Here is a 20,443-nt window from a genome sequence, read left to right on the forward strand (position 1 = left end):
ATTATCTCTTCGATGCTCGCCGCAGCGCGGCCTTCTTCTACGTCCTGTGCTGTGGCAGCGTGCGGCGATGCAGTTGCGAGCAGCGACGACGCCGTCAGCAAGACGCGCGGCGAGACAGTTCTCGACATTGATTTTCCCCTCAATGGCGGGTCGATCGTGCTCGACCCTTGTTTTTTTGCGATTTTGGGCGGCGGCCGGCGCAGCTAGGCCGGCAGCCGCATGGGCATGAAACGCCATTCGAATGCGGGCTCGTGACCGCGCTTCGCTTGGATATGCTGGACGTCGAACCAGATCGGCAGCAGGTAGCGGACATAGAAGGCGCGTGTCAGCGTCGCTTCGAGGTCCAGCACGCCGACGTCGCGGATTTCCACCCGCGGGTCGCGCCGTTGCCAGTCGCGGGCGCGCGTCAGCACCTGCTCCACGGCGTCATTGTCGTCCATTTGGAAGCCGAGATGATCCTCGGAAGCGCGGCCCAGTGGCTCGGGATGCTCGGCGATGAAAAGGAACTGGCTTGCATCCTGGTCGGTCTTCACGACCAGGCTGGGGAAGTCGAGGCCAGGGAAAACGGATCGTTCGAAGTCCAGTACCTCATGGAGAAAGGCGTAGAGCGCTTCGCCATTCTCGGCAACGAAGCCTGGCGCGACCGTCAACTCCATATGATTGAAGCGCATCATCGCTTCTGGATCTTAACCGGCTGTGGTCCTTGGGCTTGATCGCCGACGCGAGCATCGGCTCGATACCCACCGCCGATGGTGCCTAAACGCGCGCCCTCAAACGCGCCAGCGATGCGCTGTTGCCTCATCATCATCTCCCTGTATCGCCACCGTCTCGGGCGCTGGCTTGTCCTGTGGCGGTCAGGATATGGGCGAACAGCCGACAGCAAAATGCGATAAAGAGCAAAACAGACTTGTCGCCGCCGCACCGACCCGCATTGGTCGAACTGGCATTCCTGCAAACCGGTAACGCCAGATCGGTCGCACGTTCGGCGCTTGAAGGAGTCGACCTGCTGAAATTCTCTTATCGGTGTGCATCTCCTTCTGCGCGATGCTCCCCTCACGCTTTATGTCACGCATCCCCCGCGCGAGCTTAGCGGCTGGGTTCACTGGCGGCGACGCCGGCAGGCCGGGCATCTCAGCGGCTTCGGTCTGCAGTTTCACGCATGTGATGCCGATAACCCTGACATTGCTGCCGCGATTGCTGCGACGCAAAACAAGCGTGCCTTTCAGGCATCTTCTCCTAAACTTTCAGGTCGGACCATCGCGTCCGACCTTTCTTTTTGCACCTTGAGCGGCTTTGCCGGCATTTTCGCGGAAATGGGGGCGAGCGCACGAACGAGAGCCGCGATGGTGAAAAGCTTTTAGGCCCATGCCGTTACGAACGGGTCCGGAAGGCGGAACAGCGGCGACCGTGATCGATCGACTTCAACCGTCGAGATCCATCCCGGACAAGCCTTGGCCACGGCCGGTTGCATCAGAAGGGCGATGAGAGTTCCCCTTGGGATGGGTAGGGATTGTCGTCACAGGCAAAGGCGATAGGATGAGACCTCACGCGCGCGCCTTGAGGGGAGCAATCCGAAGCATGACGCATCTTCGAACGGTCGAGGGGAATGGCCAACTCGTGGCCGAAGGCAATGTGATCGGGCCGGTACGGTACCGACTGAACGTCTTCCAGGATCATCACGACAAATGGGCGGACGGCATCATCGAAGGTGAGGTGGCTTCGAGCAGCATTATCGATGCCGGCAGGGCCATCGTGGTTCATCGACCCAGCGGCGACACTTTCCAGTTGATGATCGTTCGACCGGAGACGGAACTCCGCCATCTCGTTGTGCGATCGTGCGGCCCCTTTCCCGAACATTGACCGGTCACGACGCCGTTGAACCCCCGGGCCGATGGGCTTGGTCGCCGGCGTCATCTGTCGATGGCGAGAGGCGTGCGAAGGGCGCGCGCAGCGATCGACGGCATCGCGATCAATGCCGGCCCCTGCCGGCGCGGAACACTCGCGGCAGCCGGGCTGATCGCCGTTCCCGCCTATGACGACAGATCGGGGCAAGGCAGGGCGATCGCTCGTCGTCCGGACTAATGCATGCTGCCGCGCTTCCAGCCCGGATGACTCGCATTGCCGGCATTTCACAGGGCAAGTCGCTGCTGCTCGACAGGCATCGGCATCATGAAGCCAGGCGGACGGCGCGCTGACGCGCCTACTTCGCCCCGGTTTGATCTCAAGTCTGCGGGCGCTCAAGCACCAGGGCGATACCCTGCCCGCCACCAATGCACATCGTGACGAGGCCATAGCGGCCACCGACGCGTTCCAGTTCGTAGATCGCCTTCACTGTCAGGATCGCACCGGTCGCGCCGATCGGATGGCCGAGCGAGATGCCCGAGCCGTTGGGATTGACCTTGTCCGGATCGAATCCGAGCCCTTTCGCCACCGCACAGGCCTGCGCCGCGAATGCCTCGTTGGATTCGATGACATCGATCTGATCGAGCGTCAGCCCGGCGCGCTCCAGCGCGATCGGCACCGCCTTGACCGGGCCGATGCCCATCACCGCCGGATCGACGCCGGCATGGCCCCAGCCGAGGATCCGTGCCATCGGCTTGAGCCCGCGCGCCGCGACCACCTTGCCGCTCGCCAGCACCAGCGCCGCCGCGCCATCATTGATGCCGCTGGCATTACCGGCGGTGACGCTGCCATCCTTGCGGAACGCCGGCCGCAGCGCGGCGAGGCTTTCCGCGGTGGTCTCGGCGCGGACATGCTCGTCGGCCGCGAAGATCCGCGTGCCCTTTCGCTCCTTCACCTCGATCGGCAGGATCTGGCTGTCGAAGCGCCCTTCCGACTGCGCCTGCGCGGCGCGCCGATGACTCTCGGCGGCCGCGGCATCCTGCGCGGCGCGGTCGATGCCGTGGCGCTCGGCGACATTCTCCGCGGTGATGCCCATGTGGAAGCCCTCGAACGGGTCGCTCAGCACCTCGATCATCACGTCGACCATCTCGATCGCGCCCATCTTCTGCCCGAAGCGTGCCGAGGAAACCTGGTGCGGCGAACGGCTCATCACCTCCGCACCGCCAGCAACCGCGACCTCGCACTCGCCAAGCGTCAGCATCTGCGCGGCGGAAACCACCGCCTGCACGCCCGAACCGCATAGCCGGTTGAGCGTCAGCGCCGGCGCCTCGACGGGGATGCCCGCGTTCACCGCGGCGACCCGCGCGAGATAGGCATCCCTGGGGGTGGTCGCGATCACCTGGCCCATCACGACATGCTGCACGTCCGCCGGCACCAGCCCCGCGCGATCGATCGCCTCGGCGATCACGCGCTTGCCGAGTTCGGCGGGCGCAAAATCCTTGAGGCTGCCCCCGAAATCACCGATCGCCGTGCGCACGCCGGCAACAATATAGACGCCGTTCTGGTCGCTCATCGGTGTCCCTCCAATATCTCAGTTTCAGGATCGGTTGCACGAAGTGGTTCGTGCAACCTCTTTGACAATGCTCGTCTGGATCTCGACTGGGGATCTTCGGAGGAATGTCGGTCCTCGTCACAAATGAAGGCGGCTCGACAATCCCGATTTCGGGAATGTCGAGCCGTCCCCGACCCCGTTGACGGCGGAACCGGTGGCGTCCGTCTGTCACCCATCGGCAGCGTTGTCACTTGCTTCGCTTCGGCCCAATGGCGCGTTGGCGACACGCATCACGGTTGCGATCCATCCATCGAATGGCGACGGCCGGGGCTTGACGTCGGCGGGGCAGCGCGTGCGTCGGCGCGAGCCACCCGGGCCTGACTGCTTCCGCGACCCGACCGGTCGTGGCCGGATCAGGCCGGCGCGCGTGATGATCGGCGGCGGGGCAGCGCTCGAAAACGCCGATGTCGTGAATTTTTCCGGTGGCCCGGCTTTCGACGACAATGCTTTGGCATCGCCGTGTCAGGAGACGGCATAGCCGCCATCTACAGTGAGATGATGGCCCGTGACATAGCTCGACGCGTCGCTCGCCATGAAAAGAATGGCGCGAGCCTGCTCGATCGGATCCGATACGCGCCCGAGCGGAATGCGGCCCGGTTGTGTCATCGGTCCCCGGAAGGGGAGCGAATCGCCCATCGCTTTGGCGCCGCCGCTGGCCGTGCCACCGGGCTGGACCGAATTGACGCGGATACCATGTTCGGCGAACTCCGCCGCTGCCGCGCGGGTCATTGCATCGACGCCGGCCTTGGCCGAGTCGTAATGCATGTTGTTGAAGATCGTCGGATGGGCGGCGCTGACCGACGAAATGTTGACGATCGAACCGCCGCGGCCCTGATCGCGCATGATCCTGATCGCCTCGCGCATCATCAGGAAGGTACCGCGCGTCGTGACCGCGTGCATGACATCCCATTCGGATGCTGGCATCGCCATTGTATCTGCCTTGCGGCGGTAGGCTGCGACATTGGCCAGCACATCGACACCGCCGAATGCCGCCAGCGCTGTTTCGAACACCGCCGCCACCTGCGCTTCATCGGCGATGTCGCAGACGATCCATGGTGAACCGACGGCTTCCGCGGCGTCGCGCACCGCATCTTCCACGATATCGACGAACAGCACGCGTGCATTGACCTGCGTGAACAGGGTGGCCGTGGCGCGACCGATGCCGGACCCTGCACCGGTGACGATGGCGGCCTTGCCTTCGAGCGAGAAGGCGGAAAGCGCGGACATTATGGTCAAGTTCATTCCTTCGATGGCCGGATGAAGTGGATCACGCATCCCAGAGGAGATGAAGCGAGTTGACGCCGTTGACCGCACCGGAATGGGTGACCGGGGGGCGGTCGGGATCGAGCCTGAAGTCGGGGAGGGCCTTCAGCCACTCCTGTAGGAAGATCTGGATTTCGGCGCGCGCCAGCGCGTTGCCCACGCATTTGTGGGCGCCGTTCCCGAACGTATTGTGTGTCGGATCGCGATCCAGGTCGATTTCGAGAGGACGGTTGTAGAGCCTGTCGTCCATGCTCGACATGGATATCGGCACCATCACCATCTCATCCCGCTTGAAGGGCACGCCCTTATAGTCGAAATCGCGGGTGATCAGCCTGCCAGTGTTCGACAGGCCGAAGCGGCGCAGAAATTCTTCCGTGGCCCGCGGAATGATCTCGGGCTGCTCAATGAGGCGGCGACGATGCTCGGGATGCTGGGCCAGATGGCGGGTGATGAACGACAGCATGTTCGCAACCGTGTCCAGCCCGCCGAAGAAGACGAGGACCGCCATGCCTATGACCTCATATTCGCCGAGGAACCGCGGATTGTTCCGCCATGCTGCGATTTTGCTGAGGAGATCGTCGCCGGGGTCGGCGTAGCGCTCGTCCAGCACGTTCTGAAGATAGGTGACGACCTTGCCCTGCGCGTCCAGTTTCTCGCGTGAGTCGGTGGAGGTCATGAAGGTGACCCCCCACTCCACAAACTGTTCGCGATGCGCGAGCGGCAGATCGACGATCCCCAGGAACATCGTCACCGGCATCACGCGGGCGAAGTCGTTGACGAATTCGCAACCGCCCCGCGGTTTTATGGATGCAATGAGTTCGCGCGTCAGCGCATCCGCCTGCTCGCGCATGATACGCACGCGGGTCGGCGTGAAGAATGGATTCAGGATCGCGCGATACCGGGCGTGCAACGGCGGATCGACGGTCAATGGCGGCATGCGGATCGGCGACGAGCCGCGGGGAATGGAAAAGATCTCGTGGCTGAAAACCTCGAAATTCTCCTGTACGGCCTTGATGTCTTCGCCGCGCGTGAGGATCCAGTGCCCGCCATTGCAGGGCGTCCAGACAATATCCGGCCCGTCGTGCAGCCGCGACCATGCCGAATAGACGTCACCGTCATCGATCCCGGGCGGATGGAGATAGTCGAAGTCGACGACAAGCTCCGGTGGAACATGTGCCGGCACAGCAACCCGCTCGTAAAGTGCGCGATGCTGGCTGTAGATGTCGGTGACATCGGCTTCCGCCATGATCCTCTCCTTGAAGTCAGTTGTAAGGCACGTCGTCGTAAAGCGACGTTGCGATGCCGGTGAGATAGACAAATTCGCTGTAGATGCCGGTTGCCGCGCGCGTGTCGACATAGAGATAGTTGAGCTGGCCATCCATCGCCGCGCCCTTGAGCGGCGTTGCATATCCGGCCGCCGCGACGCGGTGGTTGACAGCATCCCACGCCGTGCTGTCCGCCACGCGAAAACCGTAATGGTGCAAGCGGACGGCGTCCGGATCGTCCGGCAAGTAGGGAAAATATAGTTCCGGGGCGCCGGGGCGGATCGCGATGAGTTCGATCATCGTGGCTCCGATCCAGGCATGCGCGGAGTCCATGACATCGGAGGTGCGCTTGCGACGGAAGCGACTGATGCCATGGCTCCGGGCGAGGGCCTGCGTGGCCCGATCGAGGTCGCGGGCGACGAAGCCCATCTGGTAGAAGCCATCGAACAATGTCGTCATCGCCATATGCCTCGCCTCATGCGACCTGGAAGCCGCCATCGACGACGATCGCCTGTCCGTTGATGTAGCGCCCGGCGTCAGAGGCGAGCAGCAGCGCGACCGGCGCCACGTCGCCAGGTTTGCCATGACCCAGGGGAAAGCGTTCGGGCTGCATACCGGGCCCGCTCGGGGGCAGCGGACAGTCCGGCGGAAACGGATCGGACGGAATCGCACCGACGAGGATTGCGTTGGAGGTGATGCCATCGCCGGCAAAGTCCATCGCGAATTGGCGCGTCAACGCGTTCGTCCCCGCGCGCGAGGATCCGTAGGCAAAATTGCCGTTCAGCACCGGATGCGTCGAGCCGATCGTCGAAATGTTGATGAGCCGGCCGCCGCGCCGATGCGCGCGCATCGCCTTCACGGCTTCGCGCATCAACAGATAGGCGCCGCGCACATTTGTCCGATGAACGCGATCCCATTCGTCCATGCTCAGCGTCTCGATCGACCAGGGGCCGGTGATCACCGCTCCGTTGACCAGAATGTCGATGTCGCGGTGCCGGGCGAAAAGCGCGATGACGCTCGCCTCGCTCAAGTCCGGATCGCGTTCGTGGACGACTGCCGCGCCGGCGTCGCGGTAGAGGTCCGCAATTGCGCTCGGCACCTTTCCGGCGCCCACGATCAGTGCCGTCCTTCCCGGTAATCCGAAAAGCGCCTGCACCGCCGCCCCGTCGTCCCGTTCCATTGTCGCGATCCCTCTCCTTCGGATCCTTCGTATAAGAAACATGTCTTAATACGCCAGCGCGTTGCAACGGATTGGCTGTTGCGGGGGCCTTGATCGCCTATGTGATGGCGCGCAGATTTTACCCGAGCGGGCGTCCAGCGAACGCGAGCGGTTCACGGGCGCTGCACACTTTTTTTTGGCGCCGCCTCGGCTATAGCGGGGAGCGTCCGGCGTGATGCGGGCCAAGGCCATCCGGATGCCGCGCCGTTCATGGGGATAGATGACAAGAGCTTCGTTGCGATCGCTTAAGGGAACGCCACTTGCGCTGATCGAGGCAGCGGAACGGTTGTTCGGCCAACATGGCATTGAGCCCGTATCGCTGCGCCAGATCCGGCTGGAGGCCTGCGTCGGCAATAATTCGGCGATCACCTATCATTTCAGCGATCGTGCAAAGCTCGTCAGTGCCATCTGGGAGCACCGGCTTCCCCAACTGGACGCAGCCCGGCGGCTTCTGCTCGACCGCATCTACGACGAAGGCATGGCGCGCGACCCGAAGGCGGTTCTGCGCGCTCTGATCATTCCAAACTACGACCTGATGGATGCCAGCGGCGTTCATCGTTATGCTGCCTTCTTCCGGCATGCGCTCCGGTGGCGCCAAGGCGAGCTGATCCGAAACGCCCAACTGCATGCAACGCCTGCGATCCAGGAGGCGCTGAAGCTCTATTATGCGCTTCGACCCGATGTTTCCGCCGCCTTGCTGAACTACCGGCTGCGCCACGCCTCATGCATGTTCTTCGACATGATTTTCGAGCGCGACTGTGCCATCGCCGATGAGCGGGCAGTCATGCCCGAGCCGATCTTTCTCGCCGAAGGCATCGCAATGATCGAAGCGGCGTGCCTGCGATCCCCAGCCGGCTGAACGGTCCAGTTCTATCGCATACATGATCGTTCGGCCGCCCTCGACGTTCGCCGCGTAGCCAGCACTAAGAAACCTGTCTTATATTGAGCAACGTGTCTTAGCGGCATCGACCGCACGACAATCAGAAACTCGATATGGGGAGGAACTGGGCGTGAGGAAGAACGGCTTCTGCTTGAGTCTGGGAATATCGCTTGGCGCGGTCGCGGTGGTACTGGCCGATGCGCCGGCCCATGCCCAGGATGACGGGCTCCAGGACATCGTCGTGACCGCACAGAAGCGCGAGGAAAATCTTCAGGATGTTCCCATCGCGGTCAGTGCTTTCTCGAGTGCTGCGCTCGAGGCGCGCGGCGCAACGGCGCTGACATCCCTTTTTCAGGCGCCTCCGCCGGGCGTCGTGATGCAGCCGTTCGCGGGCAGCCAGAGCCTGCTGATCGTCGATATGCGCGGCGTCACAAATGCTGACCCCGGGCAGGGCACTGCAGAGGTTGGAACCGCCGTCTATCTGGATGACGTGTATCTTGGACGAGCGCAGGGGCTTGGTCTCGAGCTTGCCGACCCGGAACGCATCGAGGTGCTCCGCGGTCCCCAGGGGACCTTGTTCGGGCGCAACGCGGAAGGTGGCGCGATCCGTATCGTGACCAAGAAGCCGACCGGCAAATGGGGCGGCTCGGCCAAGCTCGTCTACGGAAATTATGACCAATTGCGTTACGAGGCGCATCTCAATCTTCCGGAGATCGCCGGCTTCGCGGTCAAGCTCGATTATCTCAACACGAGTCATGACGGCTGGACGAGCGCGGGGCCGCGGGTCCAGCGCATCGCAAGCCAGAAGGATTTCGGCGATTTCGAAGCCGAAGGTTATCGTGCGAGTGTCCGCTGGAGGCCAACGGACACGATCACGGTCGATTATGCCTATGATCATTCGGTCACCTACGACACGCGCGACTACAACGTGCTTGCCACGCCGCCCTACGGCTTCGCGCCGAATGGTCCGTTGACGCCGCTGGCGACCTTCAACGCGCCCGGCGGGCAGCCGCGCACGGGCATCCACACGCGCGTCGATGATTCCTGGATCTCGCTGTACAATGCGCCGTTTCGGATCAAGGCGGATGGGCATACACTTCAAGCCGGCTGGGACCTTACCGATGAGCTGACGCTTCGCTCGATCACGGCGTTCCGCCGGACCCGCGAGGTCGGTGCCAACCAGCTGAGCGGCGCGTTCACTGTATCGAGCCTCGGGCCCAACGGCCTGCCGGTCTCGCGGCTCGTGCCTGGCCTCGGCACGACCAGCCTTGGCCTTGATTCGGCGACGATCGCCTACGCAATTTCCGGCGTCGCCTCGTTTAACGATGTCAACCAGAAACAGGAAAGCCAGGAATTTCAGCTGGTAGGCAGTTTCGACAGCGTCGAGTTCGTGGTCGGCGCATATTATTTCCACGAGAAGGTGGACGATCTTCGGCAGTCCTTCCTGAGCGTCGTCTATACCGACCGCGCACTCACCCAGGCGGTCGGCACCAATCCTTTTACCGTGGGCAGCGCAACCGCCGGCCTGGGCCAGCAGCGCGCCGAGTCCACCTCGTTCGCCGGATTCGGCCAGGCGACCTGGACGCCTGAATTCGCGGGCGACCGCCTCCACCTGACGGCGGGACTTCGATATACCGATGACAAGAAAACCTTCCTGCGCACGATCAGCAACGGGGTGGCAGCGGTCACGGTTGGAGAACCCTTCCGCGAGCAGCGGTTCGATCCCGCCTTCACCATCGCCTATGACATCACCGACAACGCGAACATCTACGCGAAATATTCGCAGGCTTATCGTGCCGGTGGCGTGTCCGTGCGCTCGCCCGGGTTTCGGCCGTTTGGCGCTGAGGTGAACAAGGCCTATGAGCTTGGCTTCAAGAGCGATCTGCTCGATCGCCACCTCCGGTTGAATGCGGCCCTGTTCGAGAACCGCATCTCCAACCGGCAGATCACCGCGCAGCTCGATCCGACCGGCAATCCCGCGGTCACGGACACGTTGAACGCGCCAGGCGTCACGCGCATCCGCGGTGCCGAACTTGAGGTCGTCGCCGCCCCGATACGCAGTCTGCAGCTTTCCTTTACCTACGCCTATCTGTCCGGAAAGAGACCACCAAGCTATACGCAGATCGATCCGAATGCCGAGTTACGCATCCAGAGCCTGCCCAAACATGCTGTAACCGCAGCTTTGGACTACACGGTGCCGGTTGCCGATCTGGGTGACCTTGCTTTCCATATCGATTATTCGATGGCGAGCGATACGCCGGGCACCGGTCGCGTCGCCTATGGCGCCTTCGCATGGGACATCGAGCGCGATGTCGCCAATGCCCGCATCGCACTCCAGGACATTGAGGTGGGGCCGAGCCGTTGGCGTATCGCCGCCTTTGCCAAGAATATCTTCGATACTGCCTATCCGGTGTTCACTGCACCCGGAGCAAATGCAGTGCTCTCGGCGCCGCGCACCTATGGGCTCGAACTCGCCGCCTCTTTCTGAAGGAGCATCCCTCGGCACGCGGTCTCGAACGGCCGCGTGCCATCTTTTTTGGGAGAAGTGCATGACCCGCTCCGCGGACGAATGGCGTCGCCACTGGCCCGCCGTAGCGGCATCCTCGCTCGGCGTGGCGACCGGGTTCTCCATGCTGCAGTTCAACGCCAGCATCTTCATCCAGCCCTGGCAGGACAGCTTCGGTTGGTCGCGGGGCGAGATTGCCGCTGCGCATAACGGCATGATCCTGACGGCCTTGCTCTCGCCCTTCGCCGGCGCGCTGCTCGACAGGGTAGGGGTGCGCCGACCGCTGCTTGCCGCGATGTTTCTCATGGGCTGCGCATATATCGCGATGGCGCAACTGAACGGGTCACTGATCCAATATTATGCGACCTACCTCGTTCTGCAGTTCGTCGGCATTTTCACGACTGGCCTGGCATTCACACGCGTCGTTGCGGCGCGCTTTGTACGATCCCGCGGACTGGCCTTGGCCTGCACGCGCATCGGCATCTCGCTGTTCGGCATATTCCTGCCGCCGCTGCTTCATTGGCTCATCGATCACAAAGGCTGGCCCGCCGGCTTCTATCTGCTTGCGGCGGTGGTGCTGTTGGTCGGACTGCCGATCTGCTGGCTCGGAATCAGGGACATGCCGCGCGCGCGTCCAGAAGAGACACGCCCGCGGGAGAGCTTCCTTACCCTCGTCCGGCTGAATCGAAAGGTCGTCCAGCTCTGCATCTGCGCGGCGCTTGGTTATGTGCCCATCACCATGGCGCTCAGCCAGTTCCAGCCACTGTTGACAGAGTTGTCGATTGCACCTCAGGACGCTGCAACACTGACCGGGGTGTTGGCCGGATCGGTTCTGCTCGGAACCTTGCTCTCGGGCGTGCTGATCGACAGGGTCTGGGCGCCAGCGGTCGCATGCCTGTTCAGCGTCGGTCCAATCATCGGCTTCGCACTGATGCTGTCCGGCGCACTGAGCTTTCCGGTCGCTTTCGGAGCCGCGGTGCTGATCGGGGCGTCGCAAGGCGCCGAAATCGACGTCGTCGCCTATCTCTCCGCGCGCTATTTCGGAATGCGACATTATTCCACAATCTATGGGAGCACGGTGGCGACCATGGCGATGGCCGGTGTAGCCGGCCAAGTCGGGATCGGCTTCCTGCACGATTATGCTGGATCCTATCATCTCGCCTTGATCGTGATGATCACGATACTCGCGCTATCCATTCCTTTCTATCTGATGCTCGGCGCCTATCCCGAACGCCCCGAAGACGAGTGAAGATCGGCGCCCGCCTTGGCGCCTTGCGCGGGGAGGGATCAATGATCGTTGGCAGTTGGCGAAGATCGCATATGTGGTCAGATCCACGGCCTCTGGCGGCGCAGCCTGATTCCCGCGCATCAATGCCTTACAAACTTGACGCGCAGCAATATTGCATAATGCATGCAATAATGTGAACGAGATGACGCCGTCGCGAGGATTGGCGCAGGAGGAGAGCAGGATGCGGATTTCCGTCCGAATGGGGATGCTTGCGGGCGCAGCGTCGATTTCGATTGCTTCGGCAGAGGCGCAGGTGACGGCACCCCCTGAGCCGGCGCAGCAGGCTGACCAGGAATCCGTCGGTGACATTATCGTCACCGCCCAGCGCCGCAGCGAGCGACAGAGCCAGGTACCGATCTCGATCACCGCCTATAATGCGAAGAGCCTTGCCGCGACCGGCGTCGTCGAAGCCCGCGCGCTGTCGCAGGTGACGCCGGGGCTCAATTTCCAGTCCGTCGGTTCCGCGGCGCAGCCCTTGATCCGCGGCATCGGTTCCAGCGGCAGTTCGGTTGGCGACAGTTCCAACGTCGCGATGTACATCGACGGTGTCTATCAGCCGTTCCAGGCAGGCAATTTCCTCAGGTTCAACGATATCGAGCGCATCGAGGTGCTGAAGGGCCCGCAAGGCACGCTGTTCGGGCGCAACGCAGCGGGCGGCGCGATCAGCATTACCACCCAGGGGCCGAAGCTGGGCGATGTGACCGGAAAGCTGTCGGCGAGCTATGCACGATATGACGAGGTGCAGTTGAACGGCTTCATCTCGGTGCCGCTGGGGGACAAGGCGGCGTTCAGCCTGTCCGGCAATTATATCCATAGCGACGGCTATCGCCGCGACATCTTCATGGATCGCCAGCTCGGCTATGTCCGGGGCGGCGGCACGCGCGCGAAGCTGCTCGTCGAGCCGACGGAGAGCACCACCATTCTCGTGAGCGGCTACTACAATCGCGTCAACGACATCACCACCTTCGGCAACCAGGCGCTGGACGGCAATGCGTCGATCCGGGTCACGGTGCCCGGAATCTTGCTCGCCACCGAACCGAACACGTCCTCGCTCAACGTCGTGCCGGTCAACCGGGTGAGAAGCTGGGGCGGCAGTTTGAAGGTCGATCAGGATGTCGGTTTCGCCACGCTCACTTCGCTGACCGCATTTTCCAAGACGCGGCAATTCGCGGTCACCGATTCCGATCTTTCGCCCGCCGCCTCATCGCAGTCCCGCATCCGTTTTGGCGATGACATGATCTCGCAGGATCTCACGCTTGCTTCCAGTGCCGGCGGGCCGCTCAAATGGCTGGTCGGCGGCACCTATTATCGTGAGAAAGGCTTTTTCTTCAATCGCACCTTCGGCGGACTGACTGTCCCCGCCGCCGATCCGCCGCTTACGTCCGGGCAGGATGTCGAGCGGATCAGGATCGAGGCGGTCGCGGTTTTCGCCGAGCTCGAATATAGGATCACCGATCGGCTCACGCTGATCGCGGGCGGTCGCTACAGCCATGACGAACCCGGCTTCAGCGGCGCGCGGATCTTTCCGGCGACCGGCCTGGAAAATCCGGCGACGCGCGTCGCCGGAGCCGACAGCTTCTCGAAGTTCACCCCGCGCGTCTCGTTGCGCTATGCGGTGACGCCGACGCTCAATGCCTATGCGACCTACAGCAAGGGCTTCAAGTCGGGGGTGTTCAACGCCAACCAGTTGCAAGCCGATGCGGTGGAGCCCGAGAATGTGAGCGCTTACGAGATCGGGATGAAGGGCGCGCTCTCGCGCAGCTTCTCGTTCGATCTCGCGGGCTATTATTATGATTATCAGGGACTGCAGATCGCCTCGTTCGGGACGACGGCAACCAATGTCATCCTGCGCAACGCCGCGCAGGCGGAGATCTACGGGCTCGAAGCGAACGGCAACCTTTCGCCGGTGACGGGGCTGAACCTGCGCGCGGGCGCTGCCTACACACACGGCGAATACACCGACTTTCCAGGCGCGCAGGGCTTCCGCCGGACGACGAACGCCGCCGGCACGCCGATCGGCGGCAATACCAGCTTCTCGTTCGACGCGAGCGGCCAGCGGCTGATCCGTACGCCGCGGCTGCAGGCGAACGGAACGATCAGCTATGAAACCGATCTGGGCAATGGTTCGACGATCGGCGGCAACGCCACTGTCTCGCATACGAGCCGGATGAACCATGATGTCAGCGGCAATTTCGTCCAGCCCGCCTTTACCCTGGTCAACGCCAACCTGTCATGGACGTCGGCCGACGATCATATCCGCGCGACGCTGTTCGGGACGAACATCTTCGACGAGGACTATATCGCCGGCGTCCTCGTGTCGGGTATCGCGACGGCGGTCACCTATGCGCAGCCGCGTAGCTATGGAGTGCGCCTGGAATATCTGTTCTGACGCGTCAGGCCGTCTGTCGGGCCGGAGTCCGCACCGTCAGGCCGTCCAGGTCGGGGCGCAAGCGGATCTGGCAGGAGAGGCGCGAGTCCGCCTGCCGGTCGAAGGTGAAGTCGAGCATGTCGTCCTCGTCCGGCGAGGGCGGCCCGACGCGCTCGCCCCATGCCGCATCGACATAGACATGGCAGGTCGCACAGGCGCAACAGCCGCCGCACTCGCCGACGATTCCGTCCACCCCGTTCTTGCGGGCAGTCTCCATGACCGATTGGCCGATATCGCCCTCGACCGTGCGCTCGAGGCCGTCCGGCGAAACGAAGGTGACACGGGGCATGCGGATCTCCGGTGGGAAGGGGCGCCAAATGGCGTGACACGGCGGGGATGGCAAGCAGCCGAACATCAAGGTTGCGATGCCTTCACCCGCTTCCTTGCGAGGGCCGCGCGCTCCCGTGCAGCTTCGATGCGAGAGCCGCAGAACGCGCCGACGGAAATCGGGAGAGAGGGATGAGGGCAGCAGTTTTCAGGGGCGCGGGTACGCCGCTGGCCGTCGAAACGCTGGACGACCCGACGCCGGGCGTTGGCGAGGCGGTCATCCGCGTCCATCGCTGCGGCATCTGCGGTACCGACCTGCACATGACCTCGGGCCATGGCAACGACGCGCCGACGGGCAGCGTCATCGGCCATGAATATTGCGGTGAGGTTGTCGCGCTGGGCCGGGGTGTCGAGCGACTGAGGCCGGGGCAAATCGTCACTGCCATGCCCGTTGCAGGCTGCGGGCACTGTCCGCCCTGCACGTCGGGCTATCCCATGGCCTGCGCGCAGATGCAGGGCATGGTCGGCGGCTTCGGCGAATATATGCGGATCGCCGCCGACAGTGCGGTCGTTCTGCCGGAGACATTGTCCGCGGCCGATGGCGCGTTGGTGGAACCGCTGGCGGTGGGCCTGCGCGGCGCGCGGCTGGCGCAGATGCAGCCGGGCGACCGCGTGCTTGTGCTCGGTGCCGGATCGATCGGGCTGGCCGCGATCTATTGGGCGCGGCTGCTGGGGGCGGGGCGGATCGTCGCCATGTCGCGCTCGTCCCGCCGCGCCGACCTCGCGCAGCGGATGGGCGCCAGCGCGTTCGAGCCGCTGGGCGAGGGCGAGGGGGAACGGGCGGCGACCGCGCTGGGCGGCATGCCGGACATCGTGCTCGAATGTGTCGGCGCGGTGGGCATGATGCACAAGTCGGTCGAACTCGTCGCGCCGGGCGGCACCATCGTCTCGCTGGGCTTCTGCACCGCGCCCGATCAGATCGTACCGTCGCTCGCCACCTGGAAGCAGGTGACGGTGAGGTTCTCCTTCGCCTACGACCTGCGCGAGTTCCAGCATTGTGCGGACACGCTCGAGGCCGGCCATGTCGAGCCGCGTCTGATGGTGTCGCGCACCATCGGCCTCGACGCGCTGCCCGATGTGCTGGAGGCGCTGCGCGCCGGTGCCAGCGAGACCAAGGTGCATGTCGATCCATGGAGCGCGCGATGACCATGCGGGAGGCGGTGAGGAGCGAGGATGTGCTGACGCCCGAGGCGATGCTGGCCGCGTCGCGAGCGCGCACGGGGCTTTCCGATTTCGGCGATCCCGGCTTTCGCGAGGGGCTGGACCTGCTGCTGGAGGATATCCGCGCGCTCGATCTCGATCCGGTTAGCGTGCAGACGAGTGCCTGGCGCATCGGCCAGTCGCTCGATACCCGCGCGATGGCGGTGCAGGGACTGAAGGACCGGCCCGAACTGCTCGCCGCGCCGATCCGTGAACCCATCATCATCGCAGGGCTGGTGCGTTCCGGCACCACCGCGCTGCATCTCCTGCTGTCGCTCGACCCGCAATTCCAGGGTCCCGAGCATTGGCTGACTGTCTACCCCATGCCGCGCCCGCCGCGTGAGACCTGGGAGCAGATCCCGGCCTATCTCACCGAGAAGGCGACGCTTGACGCCTATATCGCCGGCGCGCCGGAAATGGCCGACGATCACATGATGACGGCGGAGGGGATCGAGGAGTCGCTGTTCATCCTGGGATCCAGCTTCGCCAGCAACATGTGGCCGTCGATGTGGCACGTGCCGTGCTATGATGCGTGGTATCGCAACCGCGACGATACCGCGAGCTACCGTTGGCTGGCCGACGTGCTGCGGCTGATCGGCGCCGGTGACGCGCGGCGCTGGCTGCTGAAGAATCCGACCGATCTCTTCTCGCTGCAGGAGGTGCTCACCGTCTTCCCCGACGCGACGGTGATCCAGACGCATCGGGACCCCGTCGCGACCACGCCCTCGGTCAGCAACCTGATCTACGCCGCGCGCCGCGCCTTCTGCGGCGACAGGGCACGGCCCGAGGATGTCGGCCGGCGCGAGGCGGATATCTGGGCGCAGGCGCTGGCGCGCGCCGAAGCCGTGCGCGCAACCAGCGACGCGCGCTTCATCGACGTCGAGTTCAAGGATTTCACCCGCGACCAGATGGCGACGATCCGCGCAATCTACGACCAGCTCGACCTTGTCCTGGCGCCCGAGACCGAGGCGGCGATGTCCGCGTGGCTGGATGCCCATCCGCATCGTCCGAGCACCGGCCCCAAGCACAGGCCGGAGGATTTCGGGCTGACCCGCGAAGGGCTCGAGGCGCGCTTCGCCGATTATCGCGTAAGGCGCGGCTATGTCTGATCGGGAAGCGGACGAGCGATGAAACAAGGGATGACGGAACAGGCGCCTCGGAGCGGCGCGCCCGCGGCGAGCATGGCGCGGGCTTGGCTGGTAGTCGCCGCCTGCTTCGCCATGCTGTTCATGGGCGCGGGCCCGGTCTACTACGCCTATGGCAATTATGCCGTCGCGTTCGGGCAGGAATTCGGCGCGTCGCGGTCGGTCATCAACATCGGCTTCACGGTGGTGGGGATCGTCGGCAACATCGGCGCCGCGCCTGTCGGCATGATGGCGGACCGGCTGCCGATCCGCTGGTTGGCCGCCTTCGGCATCGTCGGCACCGCGCTGGGCTTCTATCTCATCAGCCTCGCCGACGGGATCTGGCCGGTGGTGATCCTGTTCGGCACCTTGGTGGCGCTGGCCGACATCTGCATCGGCACCGTCGTTACCAACTATATCCTCGCACACTGGTTCGGGCGTCGCCGGGGCCTGGCGCTTGGGCTGTCGCTGATCGGCACCTCGACCGCGGGGATGATCTTCCCGCCGGTCACGGACGCGCTGATCGGCACGATCGGCTGGCGGCACACCTTCGTCGTCTACGCGCTGATGCTGCTCGCGATCCTGCCGCCGATCTGGTGGCTGGCGCGCCTGCCGGCCAGCATGCCGCAGGCCGAGCGCGTCGCCGCGCCGGCGGGCGTCGCGCACAAGCCGATGAGCCTGTCCGCGCTTCTCTCGCTGCCCGCATTCTGGATCATCAGCATCGGTTGCGGCGCGGTGACAGGCGCCAATACCGGCCTGATGGTCTCGCTGGTCACCTTCGCCAAGGCGCGAGGCCTGGGGACGGCAGAGGGCAGCTATCTGATCTCGGCGCTGGCGATCACGGCGATGTGCGGCAAGGCCCTGTTCGGCTTCGTGATCGACCGCGTCGGCTTCAGGCTTGCCCTGCAGGCCGGTATCGGCTGCGGGATGCTCGGCTGCTTGGTGTTGGCGACCGCGACCGCCTATGGCCAGATGCTCGCCGCGGTCGCGATCTTCGGCGTCGGGCTCGGCGCAATCCTGCCGGTATGGGGCGCGTCATTGGCCGCGACCGTCGGCCTGCCGAGCTTCGGCCGGGCGCTTGGCTGGTCGCGCGTGATGTGGGCGCCGATCAGCATGATCTTCCCCATCCTCGCCGGATGGACCTACGACCGCACCGGCGATTATGGCTGGGCCTGGCTGCTCTATGCCGCCATCCTGGGCGTCGCGTTCGCCGGGACCTTGTTCTGGCGGCAGCGGCCCACGCAGGCCGCCGCACCGGCCGCGGCCTAGATCACGCCCGCTTCCGCCAGCTTCGCCAGCGCCGCATCGTCGAGCCCGAGATCGTCGACGAGCACTGCGCGGGTGTGCTCGCCCAGCATCGGCGGCGCGCGATAGTCGGTGATCGGCGTTGCCGAGAAGTTGAGCGGGCTGCGGATGACGTCGAGGTCGGGCTTGAGCGGATGGGGCGCGCGCACGCGCAGCCCGCGATGCACCGATTGCGGATAGGCGAACACCTGCTCCAGATCGTTGATCGGCCCGCTGGGTATGCCGGCCGCGCCCAGCTTCTCCAGCCAGTTGTCGACGGTGTCGGTCACGAAGATCGCGTTGAACACCTCGGTGATCTCGTCGCGGTTCTTCACCCGTTCGACATTGGTGTAGAAGCGCGGATCGTCCTTCAGCTCGGGATGGCCGACGACCTCGCAGAGCGTGTCATATTGCTTGTCATTGCCCGAGGTGATCATGATCGCGCCATCGCTGCACGGGAACATGCTGGTGGGCATGCCGCCATTGCCCTGCGTGCCGCGCCGCACCGGGGTCTCGCCCGAGGTCAGATAGATCTGGGCGTAGTGCGAGAGCGCGGAGACGCCGCAGTCGAGCAGCGCGATGTCGATATACTGTCCTTCGCCGCCGGCGGCGTCGCGATGATAGAGTGCGGCGAGCACGGCGTTCGCCACATTGAGGCCGGTGAACAGGTCGATGATGCTGGGGCCCACCTTCATCGGCCCCGCGCCGGGCTTGCCGTCCGGCACGCCGGTGACGCTCATCAGGCCGCATTCGCCCTGGAACACGGCGTCATAGCCCGGCTTGGTCGCCAGCGGTCCATCCTGGCCATAGCCCGTCACCGAACAATAGATGATCCCGGGGTGGATCGCTTTCAGGCTTTCATAGTCCAGCCCATAGCGCTTGAGGTCGCCGACCTTGTAGTTCTCCATTACGACGTCGCACGACTTGACCAGTTCCCGGATCAGCGCCTGTCCCTGTTCGCTGGCGATGTTGAGCGCCACCGAGCGCTTGTTGCGATTGACCGACATGTAGAAGGCATTCTCGCGCGTGCGGTTGCCGTCGGCATCGCGCAGATAGGGCTCTCCGAAGATACGGGCGTCGTCGCCGACCACCGGTCGCTCGATCTTGATGACGTCCGCGCCCATGTCGGCCAGAACCTGCGATCCGAACGGCCCGGCAAGAACACGCGTGAGATCGAGGACGCGGATCTTTTCGAGGGGCAGTCTGCTCATGGCTCACCTTCACTGGAGACAGCCTGTTCCCTTGCCACCGCGCGCAGGGATGACAAAGCCGTACGCGGGCCCCTTCACAACCATGATATGCCCCGGGGGCTGGGCGGCAGCCGTCGTCCCGCGCTCGCAAATCGCGCCGCCATGGTCCACATCCCGTGCCACATGCAGAACGAGAAGGATGGAGAGCCTCATGGGCGACATCATGCGCGACATGCCGGTGGATGGTGTCTGCCGGCTGACCCTGAACCGGCCGGATGCGCTCAATTCCCTGACCTTCGCGATGTACGGGGAACTGATCGACCATCTCGAGGACGTCCGTTACGATCATGACGTGCGGGTGGTGGTGCTGACCGGCGCGGGGCGGGCATTTTGCGCGGGGCACGACATCCGCGGCGCTGGCGAGCCTGACTGGGTGGCCAAGGGGCTCGGCAAGGCGCAATATCAGCAGCGCGTGATGGCCAAGCTCGGGCAGATCCCGCTGCTGATGCGGGCGCTGCCGCAGCCGGTGATCTGCGCGGTCAACGGCGCCGCGGCGGGGGCCGGCTATCCGATCGCGATCGCCGCCGACATGACCATCGCCGCGCGTTCGGCCAAGTTCGTCAACGCCTTCCACAACGCCGGCACTGGGCACGAGATGGGCTTTTCCTATCTGCTGCCGCGCCTGGTCGGCCTGCAGCGCGCCGCCGAGCTGATGCTGACCGGCCGGCCGGTGATGGCGGAAGAGGCGGAGCGGATCGGCCTCATCCTGCGCTGCGTGGAGGATGCTGCGTTGATGGACGAGGCGCTGAAGCTCGCCGAGACAGTGATGGCGAACAGCCCGATCGGCATCGCGGTCACCAAGCGCTCGCTGCAGTTCAACGCCGATGCGCCCAGCATGGAAGCGGCGATCGAGATGGAGAATAGGGCGATCTACATGAGCCAGTCGACGCGCGACAGCGCCGAGAAGCGCACGGCCTTCATCGAGAAGCGCAAGCCCGTCTTCATCGGGGAATGA

General features: G+C 64.3%; 18 protein-coding genes. 10 read left to right on the top strand and 8 right to left on the bottom strand.

Translation table 11 applies throughout. From position 1 onward, the window contains the following. The first annotated feature begins 12 nt into the window (after positions 1-12). Entirely contained in the window at positions 13-207 is a 195-nt protein-coding gene (locus FHS96_RS18755; RefSeq protein ID WP_429595078.1) for a hypothetical protein, read from the top strand. Here FHS96_RS18755 and FHS96_RS18760 read toward each other — a convergent pair. Then, on the bottom strand, positions 204-674 hold the full coding sequence (locus FHS96_RS18760; RefSeq protein ID WP_429595081.1) for a hypothetical protein: 471 nt from the start codon (positions 672-674) through the stop codon (positions 204-206). The genes FHS96_RS18755 and FHS96_RS18760 overlap by 4 nt on opposite strands. Before the next feature lie 904 nt (positions 675-1,578). Here FHS96_RS18760 and FHS96_RS18765 point away from each other — a divergent pair. Beyond that, entirely contained in the window at positions 1,579-1,860 is a 282-nt protein-coding gene (locus tag FHS96_RS18765; RefSeq protein WP_429595084.1) for a hypothetical protein, read from the top strand. A 361-nt stretch (positions 1,861-2,221) separates the two neighbouring features. On the opposite strand, the gene bktB is transcribed toward FHS96_RS18765, so the two are convergent. From bktB to FHS96_RS18790, 5 genes are all read right to left on the bottom strand, one after another. Beyond that, entirely contained in the window at positions 2,222-3,415 is a 1,194-nt protein-coding gene (gene bktB / locus FHS96_RS18770; protein WP_429595087.1) for a beta-ketothiolase BktB, read from the bottom strand. Positions 3,416-3,916: 501 nt separating this feature from the next. Then, positions 3,917-4,681, bottom strand: a complete 765-nt coding sequence (locus tag FHS96_RS18775; protein WP_429595949.1) for an SDR family NAD(P)-dependent oxidoreductase — start codon at positions 4,679-4,681, stop codon at positions 3,917-3,919. A 40-nt stretch (positions 4,682-4,721) separates the two neighbouring features. Further along, positions 4,722-5,963, bottom strand: coding sequence for a cytochrome P450 (locus tag FHS96_RS18780; protein WP_429595090.1), 1,242 nt, complete (start codon positions 5,961-5,963; stop codon positions 4,722-4,724). Between the two features lie 16 nt (positions 5,964-5,979). Beyond that, positions 5,980-6,447: a VOC family protein gene (locus FHS96_RS18785; RefSeq protein WP_429595093.1), complete on the bottom strand. Its 468-nt coding sequence runs from the start codon at positions 6,445-6,447 to the stop codon at positions 5,980-5,982. Positions 6,448-6,457: 10 nt separating this feature from the next. Then, positions 6,458-7,162 carry an SDR family NAD(P)-dependent oxidoreductase gene (locus tag FHS96_RS18790; protein WP_429595096.1) on the bottom strand — a complete coding sequence of 235 codons (705 nt, stop codon included), beginning with the start codon at positions 7,160-7,162 and terminating at the stop codon, positions 6,458-6,460. A gap of 274 nt (positions 7,163-7,436) precedes the next feature. On the opposite strand from FHS96_RS18790, the gene FHS96_RS18795 reads away from it, so the two are divergent. The 4 genes from FHS96_RS18795 (at position 7,437) to FHS96_RS18810 (ending at position 14,264) form a co-directional block, all read left to right on the top strand. Further along, positions 7,437-8,060 carry a TetR/AcrR family transcriptional regulator gene (locus FHS96_RS18795; RefSeq protein WP_429595099.1) on the top strand — a complete coding sequence of 208 codons (624 nt, stop codon included), beginning with the start codon at positions 7,437-7,439 and terminating at the stop codon, positions 8,058-8,060. A gap of 151 nt (positions 8,061-8,211) precedes the next feature. Continuing rightward, complete coding sequence (locus FHS96_RS18800; RefSeq protein ID WP_429595102.1) at positions 8,212-10,569, top strand: TonB-dependent receptor; 2,358 nt, start codon at positions 8,212-8,214, stop codon at positions 10,567-10,569. Continuing rightward, positions 10,541-11,836 (top strand): MFS transporter, encoded by a 1,296-nt coding sequence (locus FHS96_RS18805; protein WP_429595105.1) that lies wholly within the window; start codon positions 10,541-10,543, stop codon positions 11,834-11,836. Before FHS96_RS18800 ends, FHS96_RS18805 begins: the two co-directional genes overlap by 29 nt. A 220-nt stretch (positions 11,837-12,056) precedes the next feature. After that, positions 12,057-14,264 (top strand): TonB-dependent receptor, encoded by a 2,208-nt coding sequence (locus FHS96_RS18810; protein WP_429595108.1) that lies wholly within the window; start codon positions 12,057-12,059, stop codon positions 14,262-14,264. 4 nt (positions 14,265-14,268) lie between these two features. Here FHS96_RS18810 and FHS96_RS18815 read toward each other — a convergent pair whose 3' ends face one another. Beyond that, complete coding sequence (locus tag FHS96_RS18815) at positions 14,269-14,592, bottom strand: 2Fe-2S iron-sulfur cluster-binding protein (protein WP_429595111.1); 324 nt, start codon at positions 14,590-14,592, stop codon at positions 14,269-14,271. A gap of 170 nt (positions 14,593-14,762) precedes the next feature. Here FHS96_RS18815 and FHS96_RS18820 point away from each other — a divergent pair, with 170 nt between their 5' ends. Genes FHS96_RS18820 through FHS96_RS18830 form a run of 3 tightly spaced genes read left to right on the top strand, consistent with a single transcriptional unit; the run spans position 14,763 to position 18,223 of the window. Continuing rightward, positions 14,763-15,776 carry an alcohol dehydrogenase catalytic domain-containing protein gene (locus FHS96_RS18820; protein ID WP_429595114.1) on the top strand — a complete coding sequence of 338 codons (1,014 nt, stop codon included), beginning with the start codon at positions 14,763-14,765 and terminating at the stop codon, positions 15,774-15,776. After that, positions 15,773-16,939 (top strand): sulfotransferase family protein, encoded by a 1,167-nt coding sequence (locus FHS96_RS18825; protein ID WP_429595117.1) that lies wholly within the window; start codon positions 15,773-15,775, stop codon positions 16,937-16,939. Before FHS96_RS18820 ends, FHS96_RS18825 begins: the two co-directional genes overlap by 4 nt. A 30-nt stretch (positions 16,940-16,969) precedes the next feature. Next, positions 16,970-18,223 carry an MFS transporter gene (locus FHS96_RS18830; RefSeq protein WP_429595120.1) on the top strand — a complete coding sequence of 418 codons (1,254 nt, stop codon included), beginning with the start codon at positions 16,970-16,972 and terminating at the stop codon, positions 18,221-18,223. Here FHS96_RS18830 and FHS96_RS18835 read toward each other — a convergent pair. Beyond that, entirely contained in the window at positions 18,220-19,449 is a 1,230-nt protein-coding gene (locus FHS96_RS18835) for a CaiB/BaiF CoA transferase family protein (RefSeq protein WP_429595123.1), read from the bottom strand. The genes FHS96_RS18830 and FHS96_RS18835 overlap by 4 nt on opposite strands. A 190-nt stretch (positions 19,450-19,639) precedes the next feature. Here FHS96_RS18835 and FHS96_RS18840 point away from each other — a divergent pair, with 190 nt between their 5' ends. Then, positions 19,640-20,443, top strand: a complete 804-nt coding sequence (locus tag FHS96_RS18840) for an enoyl-CoA hydratase/isomerase family protein (RefSeq protein WP_429595125.1) — start codon at positions 19,640-19,642, stop codon at positions 20,441-20,443.

The sequence above is a fragment of the Sphingomonas zeicaulis genome, assembly GCF_050433225.1.
Classification (GTDB): domain Bacteria; phylum Pseudomonadota; class Alphaproteobacteria; order Sphingomonadales; family Sphingomonadaceae; genus Sphingomonas_D; species Sphingomonas_D zeicaulis.